Here is a 17,213-nt window from a genome sequence, read left to right as displayed (position 1 = left end):
GATTAAACGGTGCGTCGTGCACGCGTCGGCCAGAACGGGTCAGAACGGGTCGGACTCCCAGAAACCCGGGCGCGGAGCGACCTTGCCGAGCAGCCGCGTCGGTACGTCGACCACGCCGGGGCCGCCCGCCTTCACCCAGTCGATGACGGCCTGGGTCTCGGCCGGGAAGAGGATGCGCGAGAGCCAGACCGGCTTCGCACCCGCCTTGCGGGCCGAGGGCGTCGGCGTGACCACGACGACGTTCGAGCGCTCGCAAGCGAGGAGGCACTGCGAGACGACCACCCGACCGGAGTCGGACAGGCCCTCTCGCAGCGCCTCGACCTGGGCGTCGTGATCGACGCCCGGATGCTTGTGCGCCGTCCCGCAGCAGCAGTCACGACAGAGCGTGACGGTGGGCACTGCAGGGGCGGAGCTCACGCGGAGACGGTCTCCCGGTCGGCCGTCAGGGACTGCTCAGCCTTGCGGGTGACGAGGGCGCCGAAGATCGCTGCCATCGCGCCCCACAGGACGACGTACTGACCGAGGGAGGCCATCCGGAAGTTCCAGATCAGCTCGGGCGAGGCGTTGAAGGACAGGTTGCCCTTGAACGCGAAGTCCTTGCTCTGGATGGCGTCCGGCGTGTTCGGGATGAGCAGCTGGAGCCCGATCCCGGCGAGCACGACGAACGCCAGGACGAGGACGGTGCGCAGACCGGCCTGGACGGAGTCCGCGAGAACCTTGTCGAGAGCGAACGCCGCCAGCACCAGGAGGATGCCGAGCGCGATCGCGCCGAGGTAGATCACCGTGCGCTCGTTGATCGTCGACGGGTCGCCGACAGCCGGCGGGTTGCCCGGGATCGCGATGAACGGGAAGAGCGTCACCGCGAAGAAGGCGATACCGCCGAGCGCCAGCGCCTTGGACGTGTCGTGGTAGCCCGGGAGGCGCTTGCGGGCGGCTCCGTAGACGACGGCGAACACGAGCCCGAGCAGCGCGCCGACGACGACCAGGGCGATCACCGCGAAGACGATCTGCTGGGTGTGCGTGACCAGCTCGTCCTCACCGTGGATGTGGCCACCCTGCGCCTTGACGGTCGCCTCGTGGAGCGCGTTGCGCACGTCCTCGATGTGAAGCGCCTGCTTGATGAAGCGCTCGGTGATCAGCAGCAACCAGACTGCGGCAAGGCAGCCAGCAGCGGCTCCGGCCGCAAGTCCGCGGCGGAGCAGGTCACCGATGGACATCAGTGGCAGGGAACGCCGAGGGCGTGGCGCGCGTCGTGCGTGAGCTCGTGGAGCCACATGGCCTTGTCGGCACCCATGACGACGTCATTGGCCTGCAGGGCGAAGAGAACGGCGAACGCGGCGAGAGCCAGCAGGGCCCAGGCCCAGGCGGGGACGCGGATCGCGGAGAGCTGCGTGGGGGTCATGGTGATTCCTTCCAGAAACCTCGTGGATTGTTCTGCTGCAGCCGGTCTCCTGGCTTCCGGATCAGTGCTCCCGTCTCGCCTTCCCAGCCTGGTGGCCAGTGGCATGTCGAGGGGGAACTCCTCGGTCACAGTGGCGAGGACCACGTCGGAATCACACCGACTTCCCGTGCACTGCAGCTTGGCGGCACTCTCTCACGAATCGGGCGCGCGTGACAGATCCGTCCGACGTACGAGGACCCCTCCGGCGTACGGCGAGGGCCGCCCGGACGCGCGACGAGCCGGGGACCCGCAGGTCTCCCGGCTCGCCAGCGACGGCGTACGGTCAGGCGCTCCAGCGCACCGCGTCGTCGAGGAAGTCGGCCATGGCGTGGACGCCACGGAGCTCGTTCTTCCGGTCGAGCAGCTCCACGATCTCGCGGGAGTGGCGGGTCTCGAGGCGCTCGCGACGGGTCAGCGACTCGGTCTGCGCGGTGGCCTCGCTGGTGGCGGGACGGATGGGGTGGATGGTCATGGTGGCCCCCTGGCGTTCGGCACTGCTGTTGTTCAGCACTGCGGTGCGGTGTCTTGGTGCGGACTCCTAGAGCCTGCTCGCCGCGTATGAGCGCCCGGTACACGGCGGGTTACAAGACGGTAAGAGCGCCTGAGTCCTGCATCACGTCGAATTGTCTAGTGTTTCGATATACATTTCAGAAATGACGATTCACCCGATCGACCAGGCGCGGTCCGAGGCCGGCGCACCCACCCGCCGCGAGCGGCTCGAGGCGCGTCGCGAACGCGACCTCGTGCAGCTCCTGGAGGCGAAGGAGTGGCTCCGCGGCGTGCACCCGGTCGCCGACTTCCTCGACGACGCGGTGCGCTGGACCGCCTGACGGCGAACCCGTCAGCCGGCGAGCTGGTCGAGCGCCGCGACGAGCGCCGCGGTCTCCTCGGGACCACGCGCGGCGAAGCGGAGCCAGGTCGCGTCGAGACCCGGGAACGTGTCGGCCCGCCGGACCGCGATCCCCCGCTCCCTCAGCCCCTCACGGATCCGGCCTGCATCGGGGTGCCGGGCGAGGACGAACGGGCCACGCGGGTCGTCCACGATGGCGAACCCGCGCATGCTCAGCGCCCGGACAAGTGCAGCAATGCGGTCGGGCAGGTCGGCGCGGACCTGGGCGGCGTACGCCAGCCCCTCGGGGCTGACACAGGCCTCGGCTGCTGCAGCGGCGAGCGTGGAGACCGGCCACGGGCTGCGGCGAGCAGCGAGGCGCCGCAGGACGTCGGGGTGACCGACCAGGTAGCCGATGCGCAGGCCCGCGATCGAGTAGGTCTTGGTCAGGCTGCGCGTGACGAGGAAGCGCGGGTCCTCGGCCGCGTCACGCACCAGCGAGTGGACCGGCGCCTCGATGCCCTCGACGACGTCGAGGAAGGCCTCGTCGACGAGCACGGTGGCCGCGCCGGCGAGCTTCTCGATCTCGTCGCGCGGGTGGAGGCCGCTCGTCGGGTTGGTCGGGTTGCCGACGACGACGAGGTCGGCGTCGGCGGGGTCGACCTGATCGAGCCGGAACCCGGTCTCCGGCGACAGCAGCAGGCGGCGCGGGTCGTGCCCGTGCGCGCGGAGAGCCGCCTCCGGCTCGGTGAACTGGGGATGCACGATCGCCGGACGCCGCCATGGCTGCTGCGCGACCAGGCCGAACGCCTCCGCGGCACCGTGGGTCAGCAGGACGCTGGCCGGGTCGATGCCGTGGGCCGCGGCGACGGCCGCCGTGGCGCGCGCCGGATCCGGGTAGCGGGCCAGGTCGGCGATCGCGGCGCGCAGGGCCTCCGAGAGGAACGCCGGCGGCTCCGTGGCGTGCACGTTGACGGCGAAGTCGACCATGCCCGGCTCGACCTCGACGTCGCCATGGTGGCCCAGCGCGTAGTCGCCGAGACCCGGGTTTTGGCGCGTCGAGACCCGGGTTTTGGCGGGTCGAGTCGCGGGTTCTGACGATCCGACAACGACGACCCAGTCGTCGGCCTTCACCGGGGCAGCAAGGGGCAGGGCGCCGCACGCGCGGACGGCAGCCTCGGCGACGCTCGGCGTACCGCTGTGGTGCTGGACGCGGTCGCTCGGGTGGTCGACCGGCTGCGTGGCGAGCTCTGGGGCCCCGAAGGGGCGGATGCCGGCGTCCGCGCTGACCGCGAGGAGGACGACCCCGGCGTGGGCCGCTCGGTGGTCGATCGTGGCGATCGTGTCGACGTCGGCGAAGGTCATCCGGTGGTCGGCGAGCGCCTGCTGCGCGAGGGCGAGCAGCGCTTCCGGCGCGGCCGACTCACGACCGCCGACACCCAGGACGACGCTCACGCCTGCTCCAGCGCGATCCGGACGGTGACCACGTCACCGTCGTCGATGCCCTCGGCGATGCGGACCGGCTTCTTGACCGGCAGGACGTAGGGACCGCCCTTGCCCTCGGGGAAGAGGCTCGTCGCCCACGTGCTCCCGCCGATGGACACGACGACGCGGACCGATCCGAAGCCCCCGGGCGGGGCGGTCAGGCTGTCACGCACCTCGTCGCTGAGCTCCTGCGGGAGCCGGACGAAGAACCAGGAGGCGTCCGACTTCCAGCGGAAGAGCTCCGCGTCGAAGGTCCAGCTCACGCGGGCACGCTCGCGGCGTACGACCGGGCGAGGGCGACCAGGCGCTCGGCGTGCTCCGGGTGGCCGGCCCCGTGGACATGCAGGTACGACGCGTGGACGTTGCCGCTGACCCAGCCCTCCGTCGCGGAGGTGCCGTCGTGGAGCTCCCACTGCCAGGTCTCCTGGCCGGGTGCGTCGTAGGAGACGGCGGTCTTGTGGAACTCGTGACCGGTCACCTGCTCGCCCTTGCGCACGAGCGGCCCGTCGGCGAGCGCGGTGGCGCGGCGGTAGCCGAGGGTGAGCCGCCGCGTCATCGCAGCGGTCATCGGCACGACGCCGGCCATCTCGACGCCGTCGAGGACCTGACCGAGGTAGAGCAGGCCCGCGCACTCGGCAACCGCCGGGCCGCCGGCTGCCGCGAAGGCCCGCACGTCCTCGAGCAGCTGCGCGTTGGCAGCGAGCGCGTCGAGGTGCATCTCGGGGAAGCCGCCGCCGATGACGACGGCAGCGGTCCCGAGCGGGAGCCGGTCACCGGCGAGCGGGTCCACGGTCACCACGTGGGCGCCGGCGGCGGTGAGCTGCTCGACGTTCTCGGCGTACGTGAAGGAGAAGGCGGGGCCGCCGAAGACCGCGACCGTCGGGGTCTCGACACGCTCGCCGGCGCTCTCCGCGCCAGCACCGGGCATGGCGGGCGACCAGGGCTCCGCGTCGAGGTCGGGCGCACTGGCCGCGAGCTCGAGGAGGGCATCGAGGTCGACGTGGGCGCCGATCAGGTCAGCGAGGGCGTCGACGGCGGCGAGCGCCTCGGGAGCGCGCTCGGCGACCGGGATCAGGCCCAGGTGCCGAGACGGGACGACGATCTCGGGCAGCCGCGGGACGACGCCGAGCACCGGGATCCCGACGATCGAGGCACGGACCTCGGCCTCGTGGCGCGGCGAGGCGACGTTGTTGAGGATGACTCCGGCGACGCGGACGTCGGGGTCGTACGTCGTGAAGCCGTGCACCACGGCACCGACCGACCGGGAGGCAGCCGCGCAGTCGACGACGAGCACGACCGGCGCCTGCACGAGGCGGGCGACGTGCGCGGTCGACGAGAAACCTGCGCCACCGAGCTGGCCGTCGAAGAGGCCCATGACGCCCTCGATGACGGCGACGTCGGCCAACGTCGGGGTCGACGCTCCGTGGAGCAGAAGCGGCACGATCCGCTCCTCACCCTGCAGCATCGGGTCGAGGTTGCGACCGACGCGACCCGCGGCGAGCCCGTGATACGAGGGGTCGATGTAGTCGGGCCCGACCTTGTGCGGCGACACCTCGAGGCCCCGGGCGCGCAGTGCCGCCATGAGGCCGGTCGCGATCATCGTCTTGCCGTGCCCCGAGCCGGGCGCGGCAACCACGAAGCGGGGCAGGCCGGTCAGCACGGGGTCACCACTCGATGCCCTTCTGGCCCTTCTGGCCGTTGTCCATCGGGTGCTTGATCTTGGTCATCTCGGTGACCAGGTCGGCAACCTCGATGATCTCCGGCGCGACGTTGCGACCCGTGATGACGACGTGCTGGTGGCCGGGGCGGTTCTTGAGGAACTCGGCAACCTCCTCAGCGGAGACCCAGCCCCACTTCACCGGGTAGGCGAACTCGTCGAGGATGTAGAGATCGTGCTCCTCCGCGAGGATGCGGCGCTTGATCTCCTCCCAGCCGTCGCGCGCGACCTGGGCGTGGTCCTCGTCCTCGCCCTTCTTGCGGCTCCAGGACCAGCCGTCGCCCATCTTGTTCCACTGCACCGGGCCGCCCTGGCCGGTCTGCTCGTGGATCGTGTTGAGCGCGAGGTAGGCGTTCTCCTCGCCGACCTTCCACTTCGCCGACTTCACGAACTGGAAGACAGCGACGTTCCAGCCCTGGTTCCAGCCGCGCAGGCCGAGGCCGAACGCGGCCGTGCTCTTGCCCTTGTTCTCGCCGGTGTGGACCATCAGCAGCGGCCGGTTGCGGCGCTGGCGCGTCGTGAGACCGTCCTCGGGGATGTAGTCCGGAATTCCCTTGGCCATCACGCAGCTCCGATTCGGTTCGTCTGATCGCGGACGATGTTCTTGAGGGTGGCCGCGGCAACCTCGCCCAGTGCAAGGTGCTCGGCTCCCAGGCGGGCGGCGAGATCCTGCGCCAGACCCAGTCGTACGACGGCCCGCGGGTCCTCCGCGTCCACCACGACCCACGGGGTGTCGTGGGTGCCGAGCACGTCGGCGACCTGCTGGGCGCGTCCGAGCGCACCCTTGCCCGACGTCGCGCGGCCGTCGGTCACCAGCACGACCAGCGGCCGGCGCTGCGGATCACGCGCACGCTCGCGGCGTACGACCTGCTCGGCGGAGACAAGCGCCTCGGCCAGCGGCGTACGGCCACCGGTCGGGACCTCCCCGAGCATGCGCTCGGCGCGGTCGACAGAGGTGGTGGGCTCGAGCGCGACCGTGGCCCGGTCGCCGCCGAACGTCACGACCGCGACCTTGTCGCGGCGCTGGTAGGCGTCGAGCAGCAGGCTGACGACGGCGGTCTTGATCTCCTTGACCCGCTTGGTCGCACCCATGGAGCCGGAGGTGTCGACGACGAAGACGACGAGGTTGCCCTCCTTGCCCTCCCGGAGGCTCCGGCGCAGGTGCTCCGGCTTGAGCTCCATGCCGTCGCGTGCAGCGGCGAGGAGGGTGCCGGTGACCGAGAGGCCCTGACCCTGCGGGTGGTCCAGAGGTACGGCGCGCAGGTGGCGGCCGACCGTCGTGATCGCGGTGCTCCGCTTGCCGGTGACGCCCTGGCCGACGCGGTCGACCTGGATCAGCCGGGCCTTGTAGGGCTGGCCGGCGGACTCGCGGGTGCGCTCCGCGGCGTCGCTGCTGAGGTCCCCACCCGCCGAGACGGGGCTTGTGCCGCCGTCGGGGGCAGCGTCCGGCGCACGCGAGTCGGCCTGCGGCGGCACAAGCCCCGTCTCGGCGTCGGTCTGCTCGCCCTGACCCTCGGTGCGGTCACCCTCCGGACCACCCTCGGGGGGCGTCGGGTCGTCGTCGGGGTCGGTCTCGGGCTCCTCGGGGGCGTGCTCGTCGAGCAGCTCCTCGAGGTCCTGCGACTGGTCGTGCGAGTCGAACGGGTTGCGACGACGACGGTGCGGCAGCGCCAGACGGGCCGCGACGCGGACGTCTTCGGCCGTGACGACGGTGCGACCGCACCACGCCGCGTGGGCCACGGCGGTGCGGGCGGTGACCAGGTCGCCGCGGAGACCGTCGACGTCGTACGCCGCACAGAGGGTCGCGATCTGCACGAGGATCTCGTCCGGCAGCTCGACCGAGCCGAGCAGCGCCTGCGCCTTCGCGATCCGGTCGGAGAGCTCGCTGTCAGCGCCGGAGTAGCGCGACGCGAACGCGGTCGGGTCGGCCTCGAACGCCATCCGGCGGCGGATCACCTCGACCCGCTCCGACGGCTCGCGCGAGGCGACGACGTCGACCGCCAGGCCGAAGCGGTCGAGGAGCTGCGGGCGGAGCTCGCCCTCCTCGGGGTTCATCGTGCCGACGAGCACGAACGCCGCCGCGTGGGTCACCGAGACCGCCTCGCGCTCGACGCGGGCGCGACCCATGGCCGCAGCGTCGAGAAGCGAGTCGACCAGGTGGTCGGGCAGCAGGTTGACCTCGTCGACGTACAGCAGGCCGCGGTGGGCGCGAGCCAGCAGGCCGGGCTCGAAGGCGACCTGGCCGGAGCCGACGAGCTTGTCGAGGTGAAGCGAGCCGACGACCCGGTCCTCGGTGGCACCGACCGGCAGCTCGACGAGGGCGACCGGACGCGTCTCGACGGCCGAGCCGTGCACCGCGGCATCCGGGCACGCGGCGTCAGGCGCGGCCGGGTCGCACGAGAAGCGGCAGCCGGCAACGACGGAGACCGGCGGCAGCACCGAGGTCAGGCCGCGGACCATCGTCGACTTCGCCGTGCCCTTCTCGCCGCGCACCAGCACGCCGCCGATGGCGGGCGAAACCACGGCCAGCGAGAGCGCCAGGCCGAGGTCGTCCTGCCCGACGACGGCGGAGAACGGGAAGGTCGTCATCAGGAACGGCCCTCGATCTCGCCCTCGGTCTCGAGGAGCACCTCCGCGAGCGCCTGCTTCATCTCCGGCGAGGGCTCCTCCCACAGGCCACGGCTCTGGGCCTCGAGCAGTCGCTCGGCCATGCCGTGCAGCGCCCACGGGTTCGCCTCCTCGAGGAAGGCCCGGTTGTCGGCGTCCAGCACGTAGGTCTCGGTCAGCTTCTCGTACATCCAGTCCGCGATGACGCCGGTCGTGGCGTCGTACCCGAAGAGGTAGTCGACCGTCGCGGCCATCTCGAACGCACCCTTGTAGCCGTGGCGGCGCATCGCCTCGATCCAGCGCGGGTTGACGACGCGGGCGCGGAAGACGCGGGAGGTCTCCTCGACGAGCGTCCGCGTGCGGACCGACTCCGGCCGGGTCGAGTCACCGATGTACGCCGCCGGCGCCTGGCCGGTCAGCGCACGCACGGTCGCGACCATGCCGCCGTGGTACTGGAAGTAGTCGTCGGAGTCGGCGATGTCGTGCTCGCGGGTGTCGGTGTTCTTGGCTGCCACCGCGATCCGCCGGTACGCCGACTCCATCGCCTCGCGGGCAGGCTCACCGTGGACGTCGCGACCGTAGGTGTAGCCACCCCAGGTCGTGTAGACCTCGGCCAGGTCGGCGTCGGTGCGCCAGTCCTTGGAGTCGATGAGCTGCAGGAGGCCGGCGCCGTACGTGCCGGGCTTGGAGCCGAAGATGCGCGCCGTGTTGCCGTTGTCCTCGGCGACGTGCTGGCGGACGTAGTTGTCCTCCGGGCTCTCCTCCTGCGCAGCGGCGAGCTTCACGGCGTCGTCGAGCAGCGCCACGACGTGCGGGAAGGCGTCGCGGAAGAAGCCCGAGATGCGCATCGTGACGTCGATGCGCGGGCGGCCCAGCTCCCCGAGCGGGACGACCTCGAGGTGCGTGACGCGGCGGCTCGCCTCGTCCCAGACGGGGCGGACACCCAGGAGCGCGAGGCACTCGGCGATGTCGTCGCCGGCGGTGCGCATGGCGGACGTGCCCCACATGGAGAGGCCGACGCTCTTCGGGTACGCGCCGGTGTCGGTCTTGTGCCGCTCGAGCAGGCTCTCGGCGAGCATCACGCCGGTGTCGTACGCGAGCTGCGACGGGATCGCCTTCGGGTCGACCGAGTAGAAGTTACGACCGGTCGGGAGCACGTTGACCAGACCACGCAGCGGCGATCCGCTCGGGCCGGCCGGGACGAAGCCGCCACGCAGGGCGTTGACGATGTGGTCGAGCTCGTCGGTGGTCTGGTCGAGACGCGGCGCCACCTCGGCGATCGCGAACTCGAGCACCCGGCGCACCTCGATCGCGTCGGCACCCGTCGGCACCAGCTCGAGGGCCTTGTCGATCGCGGCGTCGGACCAGCCGCCACCGTCGATCGCGACCAGCATGTCGCGCGCGATCGCCTCGAACTTGTCGGCGCCCGAGCGGTCGCGGGCCGCCTCGTCGAGGCCGAGCGCCTCGCGCAGGCCGACGACGTGGGCGTTGCCACCCCACAGCTGGCGAGCGCGCAGGATCGCCAGCACGAGCGACACCTTGGCCTCGCCTGCCGGCGGGGCACCCAGGACGTGCAGGCCGTCACGGATCTGGGAGTCCTTGATCTCGCAGAGCCAGCCGTCGATCTGCATGATCATGTCGTCGAAGCGCTCTTCGTCCGGCTTGTCGATCAGGCCGAGCTCGCGGTCCATCTTGGCGGCCTGGAGCAGCGTCCAGATCTTGCCCTGGAGCGCCGGCACCTTGGCCGGGTCCATCGTGGCGACGTTGCCGTACTCGTCGAGAAGCTGCTCGAGGCGGCTGATGTCGCCGTACGACTCCGCGCGCGCCATCGGCGGCACCAGGTGGTCGACGAGCGTGGCGTGGGCGCGGCGCTTGGCCTGCGTGCCCTCGCCCGGGTCGTTGACGAGGAACGGGTAGATGACCGGCAGATCGCCGAGGATCGCGTCGGGCGCGCAGTCGGCCGAGAGGCCGGCGTTCTTGCCCGGGGTCCACTCGAGGTTGCCGTGCTTGCCGAGGTGGATGATCGCGTCGGCGCCCCAGCCACCCTCCTCCGGACGGGCCTCGAGCCAGCGGTACGCCGCCATGTAGTGGTGGCTCGGCGGCAGGTCACCGTCGTGGTAGATCGCGATCGGGTTCTCGCCGAAGCCGCGCGGCGGCTGCACGAGGACGACGACGTTCTTGCTCTGGATGGCGGCCAGGATGATGTCGTTGCCATCGACGAAGAGCTCGCCGGGCGCCTCGCCCCAGTGCTCCGTCATGTCGGCGGCCAGGCCCGCGGGGACCTTCTCGAACCACTTCTTGTACGTCGCAGCCGGGACGCGGTTGGTGTTGGCGTCGAGCTGGCCCTGGGTGAGCCAGTCCTGGTCGTAGCCGCCGGCGGCGATCAGCGCGTGGATCAGCTTGTCGCCGTCCTTCTCCGCGACACCGGGCAGCTCGTCAGCACCGACCCAGCCCTCGTCGGCGAGGCGCTGGAGGAGCGCCATCGCGGAGGCACCGGTGTCGAGGCCGACCGCGTTGCCGATGCGGGCGTGCTTGGTCGGGTAGGCGGAGAGGACGAGCGCGATCCGGTGCTCACTCGGGTCGAGGTGAGCCAGACGGCCGTGGCCGATCGCCAGACCGGCGACGCGGAGTGCACGCTCGGGGTCGGCGACGTACGCGGGCAGGCCCTCCGTGTCGAACTCCTTGAAGGAGAACGGCACCGTGATGATGCGGCCGTCGAACTCCGGCACCGCGATCTGGGTGGCGGCGTCGAACGGGCTCACGCCTTCGTCGCTCTCCTCCCACGTCTCACGGGAGGAGGTCAGGCAGAGGGCCTGGAGGATCGGCTTGTTGAGACGGGCGAGCGCACCGGCGTCCCACGACTCGTCCTCGCCACCGGCCTGGGCCTTCGCGGGCGTGGTGCCACCCGCCGCGAGCACGGTGGTGACGATGACGTCGGCCTCGGCGAGCGCCTCGATCAGCGTCGGGTCGGCGTCACGCAGGGAGGCGCACCAGATCGGCAGGGCGACGCCACCCTTGGCCTCGATCGCGTCGGACAGGGACGCGACGAACGCGGTGTTGCCGGACATCTCGTGGGCCCGGTAGTAGAGCACCGCGACCTTGGTGCCGGTCGTGACGGTGGCCGTCCGATCCAGGCGACCCCAGGCAGGAGCGGCGGCCGGGGCGTCGAAGCCCTCGCCCGTCAGCAGCACCGTGTCGGAGAGGAAGCGGGCGAGCTGGTCGAGGTTCGCCGGACCACCGTGCGCGAGGTACGCGTGGGCCTGGGCAGCAACGCCGGCGGGCACGGTCGAGTGGCCCATCAGCTCGGCATCCGGAGCCTGCTCACCGGTGAGAACGACGACCGGCTTGCCACTCGCGAGGAGGGTGTCGAGACCCTCGGACCAGGCCTGGCGGCCACCGAGCAGGCGTACGACGACCAGGTCGGTGCCGTCGAGCAGCGTCGGCAGCTCGTCGAGCGCCAGACGCGCGGGGTTGGCGTACCGCCAGGCGACGGGGGCGCCCGTCGCGTTGGCCGCACGGGCACTCATCAGGTCGGTGTCGGAGGTCGACAGGAGCAGCAGCACTTCGATCCCTTCGTGGGGTTTCCTCGCCCCGGTTGCAGGGTGGGGTGACGGGAGTTCCTGACTGCGCCGCGCGTGCTGCGCGGCGTACACAGTGGCGGGACCGTGCCGGAGTCGCACCGGCTTCCTCGCTCGTCACCCAACGTTCTGGGTCGCGCACCCGGCCGGGCGCACGCCCGAGGAGCATAAACCGGGCACCCCCGGGCGGGCCTAACCCGATCACGCCCTCGGTCGTTGGGCCCTCGTGATTCCTCGTCGTTCAGCCCGGGCCGCTGCCGGCCTTCTCGTCTCCACGCTCATCGCCATCGTCGCGCCGGCCGCGACGGCGCCCGCCTCCGCAGCAACCCCTGCGCCGTTCGGCCGCAGTTGTACACCGGTTTCCGGTGTCCGCTTCTGCACCGGCGACCGGGTCCCGAGCTTCGACGGCACGCCGATCGACGTCGACGTGACGCTTCCATCGACGGGCAGCGGTCCCTGGCCGACGATCGTCCTGCTCCACGGCCTGGGTGGCGACAAGACCGCACTCGAGCCCAATGCTCCGCAGACCTCGACGCTGGCGCCGCGGATCCTGCCGCTCACCGAGCACTACAGCAACCTCTGGTACGCCCAGCACGGCTACGCCGTCATGGCCGCGTCCGCACGTGGCTTCGGCAACTCCTGCGGAGGCGGCGGCACCCCGCAGGCGTGGACCCAGACGGGGGCCTGCGCGAAGGGCTTCATCCGCCTGGCCGATCAGCGTTACGAGGCGCACGACACCCAGCACCTCCTCGGCCTCCTCGCCGACGAGGGCATCACCCAGCCGACGAAGATCGGCGTCACCGGCTTCTCGTACGGCGGCGGCCAGGCGCTGCAGCTCGGCGAGCTGAAGGACAAGGTCCGGCTGACCGACGGATCGTTCGTCCCGTGGCGCTCGCCGCAGGGGAAGACGATGCGGATCGGTGCGGCGTACGGCGAATGGCTCTGGTCGGACCTGATGTCGGCGGTGATGCCCAACGGACGCTTCCGGGACGACGTCGTGTCCAGCGGGGCGAGCACCCTCGCCCCGACCGGTGTCATGACGCAGAGCTACACGCACGCGCTCTACGCACTGGCCGCCACGACGGGGTACATCGCGAACCCCGCGATGCCGGGCACCCACCCGTGGGACCTCACGACCGCTGTCGCCCAGATGGACCTCGGCGAGCCGTACGGGGCATCGCTGCAGGCGATCGCCGCCGAGTTCCGGAAGTACCACGGCTCCGTCGACATCCCCGGCTCCCCCGCTCCGCTCCTCGTCGAGAGCGGCTGGAACGACGACTTCTTCCCCGCCACCGAGTCGCTGCGCGAGTACAACACGGTGCGCGCGGAGAACCCCGGCGCCTTCGTCTCGATGATGCTCGGTGACGTGGGCCACTCCCGTGACGCCAACCGGCACCGCGCGAGCCTGGCCTTCAACGACACGGCCTTCCGTTTCTTCGAGCAGCACCTCAAGGGCGTGGCGGGCGGCCCTGCGAACGGGTCAGTGCTGGCCTACACGACCACGTGCCCGGCACTCGGCGACACGGCCGTCGCCGACGGGGGTCCGTACCGCGCGGCTTCCTGGAACGCGATCCATCCGGGCAGCCTGACCTTCGGGTCGGCAGCGACCCAGACCGTCAACCCGCTGCTCGGTGACCTGACGATCGGCCCGCGGTTCGATGCGATCCCCAGCACCAACCCGCTCGGCACCGCCGACCCGTGCAGGTCCATCGCCGGCATCAACCCGAAGGGCAGCGCGCTCTACACCCGGCACCTCACCGCCTCGCACGTCATGCTCGGGCGGCCGACGATCCGCGCGACGGTCACCACCCTCGGTGGGCCGGGCCAGCTCGCCGGGCGGCTGTGGGACGTCGCCCCGGATGGCACCCAGCGGCTGGTCACGCGCGGGGTCTACCGGCTCACGCCGGGTCAGACCGGCACGATCGGCTTCCAGCTCAACGGCAACGGCTACCGGTTCGACGCGGGGCACACGATCAAGCTGGAGATCGCGCCGAGCGACGCCCCGACGTACCGGGCGAGCACGTCGCTGTTCACGGCGACCCTGACCGGTCTGACCGTCACGCTTCCGTTCGCCGCATCCTGAGCAACCCGGTGCGCGCGTTCCGGCGTGCGCACCGAGGTCGGACCCGGCCGCCCGAACGCATACCCTTCCGGGGTGCCCCGCGCTTCCGCTGACGACCGCTGCCCGGGCGCAGTGCGCCTGCACGAGGCCGCGGACGGCTTCGTCGGACGCGTCCGGATCCCCGGCGGCCGCATCTCTCCGTCGCAGCTGGGCGCCCTGGCCTCGTTGGCCGCGACGCTCGGAGACGGGCACCTCTACCTGACTTCCCGGGGGAACGTGCAGCTGCGCGGTCTCTCGTCCGGCTGCGGTCAGGACCTCGCCGACGGCCTGTACGCCGCCGGCCTGCTGCCGTCGCTGACCCACGATCGGGTGCGCAACGTGGTCGCCTCGCCGCTGGGCGGCCTGACCGGGCACCCGGCGACCGACGAGGTGTTGCACGAGTTTGACGAGGCCTTGCTCGAGGATCCCGGCCTGGTCGCGCTCTCGGGCCGCTTCCTCTTCGGCATCGACAACGGGACGGGCGACGTGCTCGCGCTGGCTCCTGATGTCGCCGTGGTCCTGCCGGTCGACGGCACCGTGACGGGCTGGACGGCGGGCACCGACGTCGCCCGCCTGGCGATCGCGGGCGAGCTGACTGCCGTCACGGCCCCCGTCGACCTCGCGGCCGACCTGCTGATCGGCGCCGCGCACCGCTTCCTGGCTTTGCGCGCCGAGCACGCTCCGAACGCCTGGCGCGCGAAGGAGCTGCCCGCCGAGGCACGGGCCGAGCTCGCCCCCGGCCGCCCCGGCCCGCAACTGGACAACCCGCTGGAGCCACTTGACGCACGTCATGACCTGCGCGAAGTGACCCGAACCCCCAGCCCAGTCGGGCTCGGTCGTGTGGCGGTCGATGACGTCGTCCGCGGAGTCGTCGCGGGAGCCCCCCTCGGATCCGCCCCCGCGGAGGCCTGGCTGACCATCGCCGGCCTGATGTCGCACGAAGTGCCGGGCTCGATCCGGTTCACGCCGTGGCGCTCGGTCGTCCTGATCGACCCCGCGCCGGACGCCGAGTCGCTGCTCCGCGAGCATGGTTTCCTGCTCGACGACACCGATCCGCTCGCCACGGTGACCGCGTGCATCGGCAAGCCGGGCTGCGGCAAGGCACTCGCCGACGTACGCGCAGATGCCCCCGCACTAGCCGCCGCCCACCCCGGCGTACGACTTCACCTGTCCGGGTGCGACCGCCGGTGCGGGCATCCGACCACTCCCCATCTCTCCGCCGTCGCTGACGGCACCAGCTACACCCTGGAGCAGCACTGATGCAGTACGAGAAGGACGGCAACGCGATCTACGAGGAGTCGTTCGCGATGATCCGTCGCGAGTCGGACCTGGCGCGGTTCGACGAGCTCACCGAGCCCGTCGTCGTCCGGATGATCCACTCCTGCGGCCAGACCGACCTGCCGGCCGACGTCGCGCACTCCCCCGGTTTCTCGCGCGCGGCGCGCGAGGCGCTCAAGGCCGGAGCGCCGATCATCACCGACGCCAACATGGTCGCGTACGGCGTCACCCGCGCCCGACTGCCGAAGGACAACGAGGTCATCTGCCTGATCCGCGACGAGCGGGTCGCGCCGCTCGCCGCCGAGCTGGGCACCACCCGCTCCGCCGCTGCGTTCGAGCTGCTGCGTGACCGGCTCGAAGGTTCGGTCGTCGCGATCGGCAACGCGCCCACCGCTCTTTTCCATCTGCTCGAGATGATCGCCGCGGGCGGCCCGAAGCCCGCTGCGATCCTCGGCATCCCGGTCGGGTTCGTCGGCGCGATCGAGTCGAAGGTCGCGTTGGCGGAGTCGAACCTGGGCCTCGAGTGGCTCGTCGTGCACGGCCGCCGCGGCGGTTCCGCCATCACCGCGGGCGCGCTCAACGCGCTCGCCTCGGACGTGGAGATCATCCGATGACTGCCCCTGGAAAGCTGTACGGCGTCGGCCTCGGCACCGGCGACCCGAAGCTGATGACGCTGCGCGCCGTCGAGGTCATCGGCCTCGCCGACGTCGTCGCCTACCACTCGGCGAAGCACGGCCGCTCCAACGCGCGACGCATCGCCGCGGCGTACATCCGCGAGGACCACGTCGAGGAGCACCTCGTCTACCCGCTCACGACCGAGACCACGGACCACCCGGGTGGTTACCGCGGCGCGATCGAGGAGTTCTACGAGTCGGCCGCAGAGCGCCTTGCGGCACACCTCGACGCCGGTCGATCCGTGGCGATCCTCAGCGAGGGCGACCCGCTGATCTACTCGTCGTACCAGCACATGCACAAGCGCCTGGCGCACCGCTACGTGACCGAAACGGTCCCCGGCGTGAGCTCGATCCAGGCGTCGGTCGCCGCCCTCGGCGTACCGCTCACGGAAGACCGCGAGGTGCTCACCGTGCTCCCCGGCACGCTGCCCGAGGAGGAGCTCGCGGCGCGCATCGCGTCGACCGACTCGGCCGTGATCCTGAAGATGGGCCGGACCTTCCCGGCGATCCGCGCGGCGCTCGAGACCGCCGGACGGCTCGACGACGCGTGGTACGTCGAGCGCGCGACGATGCCGGAGCAGCGCGTCGAGCGACTGGCCGACGTCGACCCCGCGACCGTCCCGTACTTCTCGATGGCCGTGCTGCCGTCGAAGGTCGCCGGCATGACGCCGCGCCGAGACGGGGCTGGTGCCGCGGATGAGCTGCAGACGAACGAGGGCGCCGATGCGGCACAAGCCCCGTCTCGGCGCGGCAAGGTCACCGTCATCGGCACCGGCCCCGCCGGACCGCTCTGGCTGACCCCCGAGGTCAAGGGTGCGCTCGCAGTCGCCGACGACCTCGTCGGCTACACGACGTACATCAAGCGCGTGCCCGAGCGCGCCGGGCAGGTCCGTCACCTCTCCGACAACAAGGTCGAGTCGGAGCGCGCGGAGTTCGCGCTCTCGCTCGCCCGCGAGGGTCGCAACGTCGTCGTGGTCAGCTCCGGCGACCCGGGTGTCTTCGCGATGGCGACCGCCGTCCTCGAGGTCGCCTGCGAGGAGCAGTACTCCGGCATCGAGGTCCGCGTGATGCCGGGCATGACCGCCGCGCACGCCGCCGCGGCCCGGGTCGGTGCGCCGCTCGGCCACGACTACGCGACGATCTCGCTCTCGGACCGGCTCAAGCCGTGGTCCGTCATCTCGCGCCGCATCCGGTTGGCAGCCGAGGCCGATCTGGTCCTCGCGATCTACAACCCCGCCTCCAAGGAACGCCGCCAGCAGGTCGTCGACCTCAAGGCGCTCCTCCTCGAGGTCCGCAAGCCCGAGACCCCCGTGGTCCTCGCGCGGGACATCGGCGGGCCCACCGAGGTGGTCCGGATCCAGACGCTCGGCGACCTCGACACCGACGTCATCGACATGCGCACGCTGATCCTGGTCGGCTCCTCGCAGACGCAGCTCGTGGAGCGCGCGACCGGCGAGACCGTGGTCTGGACGCCGCGGCGCTACCCCGACTGATCGGCTGGTC

The 17,213-nt window shown here is 71.5% G+C and carries 15 protein-coding genes and 2 riboswitches; of the genes, 5 read left to right on the top strand and 10 right to left on the bottom strand.

Features of this window, described 5'->3' with window-relative positions; translation table 11 throughout:
• Positions 1-39: 39 nt before the first annotated feature.
• The 4 genes from EPD65_RS06925 to EPD65_RS06910 all read right to left on the bottom strand — a co-directional run bounded on the left by EPD65_RS06925 (position 40) and on the right by EPD65_RS06910 (position 1,913).
• On the bottom strand, positions 40-417 hold the full coding sequence (locus EPD65_RS06925) for a (2Fe-2S) ferredoxin domain-containing protein (RefSeq protein ID WP_207891436.1): 378 nt from the start codon (positions 415-417) through the stop codon (positions 40-42).
• The gene (locus tag EPD65_RS06920; RefSeq protein ID WP_131582535.1) at positions 414-1,217 is read right to left on the bottom strand and encodes a CbtA family protein; all 804 of its coding nucleotides are present in this window, start codon (positions 1,215-1,217) and stop codon (positions 414-416) included. The genes EPD65_RS06925 and EPD65_RS06920 overlap by 4 nt, the downstream gene beginning before the upstream one ends.
• Positions 1,217-1,402, bottom strand: coding sequence for a CbtB domain-containing protein (locus EPD65_RS06915; protein ID WP_131582533.1), 186 nt, complete (start codon positions 1,400-1,402; stop codon positions 1,217-1,219). Before EPD65_RS06915 ends, EPD65_RS06920 begins: the two co-directional genes overlap by 1 nt.
• A 22-nt stretch (positions 1,403-1,424) precedes the next feature.
• Positions 1,425-1,593: riboswitch (cobalamin riboswitch) on the bottom strand.
• 131 nt (positions 1,594-1,724) lie between these two features.
• A complete protein-coding gene (locus tag EPD65_RS06910) occupies positions 1,725-1,913 on the bottom strand; it encodes a hypothetical protein (RefSeq protein WP_131582532.1) in 189 nt (62 codons plus the stop codon).
• A gap of 181 nt (positions 1,914-2,094) precedes the next feature.
• Here EPD65_RS06910 and EPD65_RS16210 point away from each other — a divergent pair, with 181 nt between their 5' ends.
• On the top strand, positions 2,095-2,271 hold the full coding sequence (locus EPD65_RS16210; protein WP_165872920.1) for a hypothetical protein: 177 nt from the start codon (positions 2,095-2,097) through the stop codon (positions 2,269-2,271).
• 11 nt (positions 2,272-2,282) lie between these two features.
• Here the strand turns inward: EPD65_RS16210 and cobC are convergent, their stop codons facing one another.
• From cobC to cobN, 6 genes are read right to left on the bottom strand one after another with little or no spacing between them, the layout of a single operon-like run.
• A complete protein-coding gene (cobC, locus tag EPD65_RS06905) occupies positions 2,283-3,725 on the bottom strand; it encodes an Rv2231c family histidinol phosphate aminotransferase CobC (protein WP_131582530.1) in 1,443 nt (480 codons plus the stop codon).
• Positions 3,722-4,018 carry a DUF1905 domain-containing protein gene (locus tag EPD65_RS06900; protein WP_131582529.1) on the bottom strand — a complete coding sequence of 99 codons (297 nt, stop codon included), beginning with the start codon at positions 4,016-4,018 and terminating at the stop codon, positions 3,722-3,724. Before EPD65_RS06900 ends, cobC begins: the two co-directional genes overlap by 4 nt.
• On the bottom strand, positions 4,015-5,415 hold the full coding sequence (locus EPD65_RS06895) for a cobyrinic acid a,c-diamide synthase CobB (protein WP_243640490.1): 1,401 nt from the start codon (positions 5,413-5,415) through the stop codon (positions 4,015-4,017). The genes EPD65_RS06900 and EPD65_RS06895 overlap by 4 nt, the downstream gene beginning before the upstream one ends.
• Before the next feature lie 4 nt (positions 5,416-5,419).
• Entirely contained in the window at positions 5,420-6,034 is a 615-nt protein-coding gene (gene cobO, locus EPD65_RS06890; RefSeq protein WP_131582527.1) for a cob(I)yrinic acid a,c-diamide adenosyltransferase, read from the bottom strand.
• Positions 6,034-8,061: a magnesium chelatase subunit D family protein gene (locus EPD65_RS06885; RefSeq protein WP_131582526.1), complete on the bottom strand. Its 2,028-nt coding sequence runs from the start codon at positions 8,059-8,061 to the stop codon at positions 6,034-6,036. The genes cobO and EPD65_RS06885 overlap by 1 nt, the downstream gene beginning before the upstream one ends.
• Positions 8,061-11,642 (bottom strand): cobaltochelatase subunit CobN, encoded by a 3,582-nt coding sequence (cobN, locus tag EPD65_RS06880; RefSeq protein WP_131582524.1) that lies wholly within the window; start codon positions 11,640-11,642, stop codon positions 8,061-8,063. Before cobN ends, EPD65_RS06885 begins: the two co-directional genes overlap by 1 nt.
• A gap of 51 nt (positions 11,643-11,693) precedes the next feature.
• A riboswitch (cobalamin riboswitch) is annotated at positions 11,694-11,769 on the bottom strand.
• 114 nt (positions 11,770-11,883) lie between these two features.
• Here cobN and EPD65_RS06875 point away from each other — a divergent pair.
• From EPD65_RS06875 to cobJ, 4 genes are all read left to right on the top strand, one after another.
• Entirely contained in the window at positions 11,884-13,740 is a 1,857-nt protein-coding gene (locus EPD65_RS06875; protein WP_131582523.1) for a CocE/NonD family hydrolase, read from the top strand.
• A 72-nt stretch (positions 13,741-13,812) separates the two neighbouring features.
• Positions 13,813-15,018, top strand: a complete 1,206-nt coding sequence (locus tag EPD65_RS06870; protein ID WP_165872919.1) for a precorrin-3B synthase — start codon at positions 13,813-13,815, stop codon at positions 15,016-15,018.
• Complete coding sequence (locus EPD65_RS06865; protein WP_131582520.1) at positions 15,018-15,650, top strand: precorrin-8X methylmutase; 633 nt, start codon at positions 15,018-15,020, stop codon at positions 15,648-15,650. The genes EPD65_RS06870 and EPD65_RS06865 overlap by 1 nt, the downstream gene beginning before the upstream one ends.
• Entirely contained in the window at positions 15,647-17,203 is a 1,557-nt protein-coding gene (gene cobJ / locus EPD65_RS06860) for a precorrin-3B C(17)-methyltransferase (RefSeq protein ID WP_131582518.1), read from the top strand. The genes EPD65_RS06865 and cobJ overlap by 4 nt, the downstream gene beginning before the upstream one ends.
• Positions 17,204-17,213: the final 10 nt, after the last annotated feature.

This window comes from Nocardioides jejuensis (assembly GCF_004337475.1).
In the GTDB taxonomy this organism is placed as follows: domain Bacteria; phylum Actinomycetota; class Actinomycetes; order Propionibacteriales; family Nocardioidaceae; genus Nocardioides; species Nocardioides jejuensis.
Note: the sequence above shows the minus strand (reverse complement) of the source record. Positions and strands in the feature narration are given on the sequence as shown.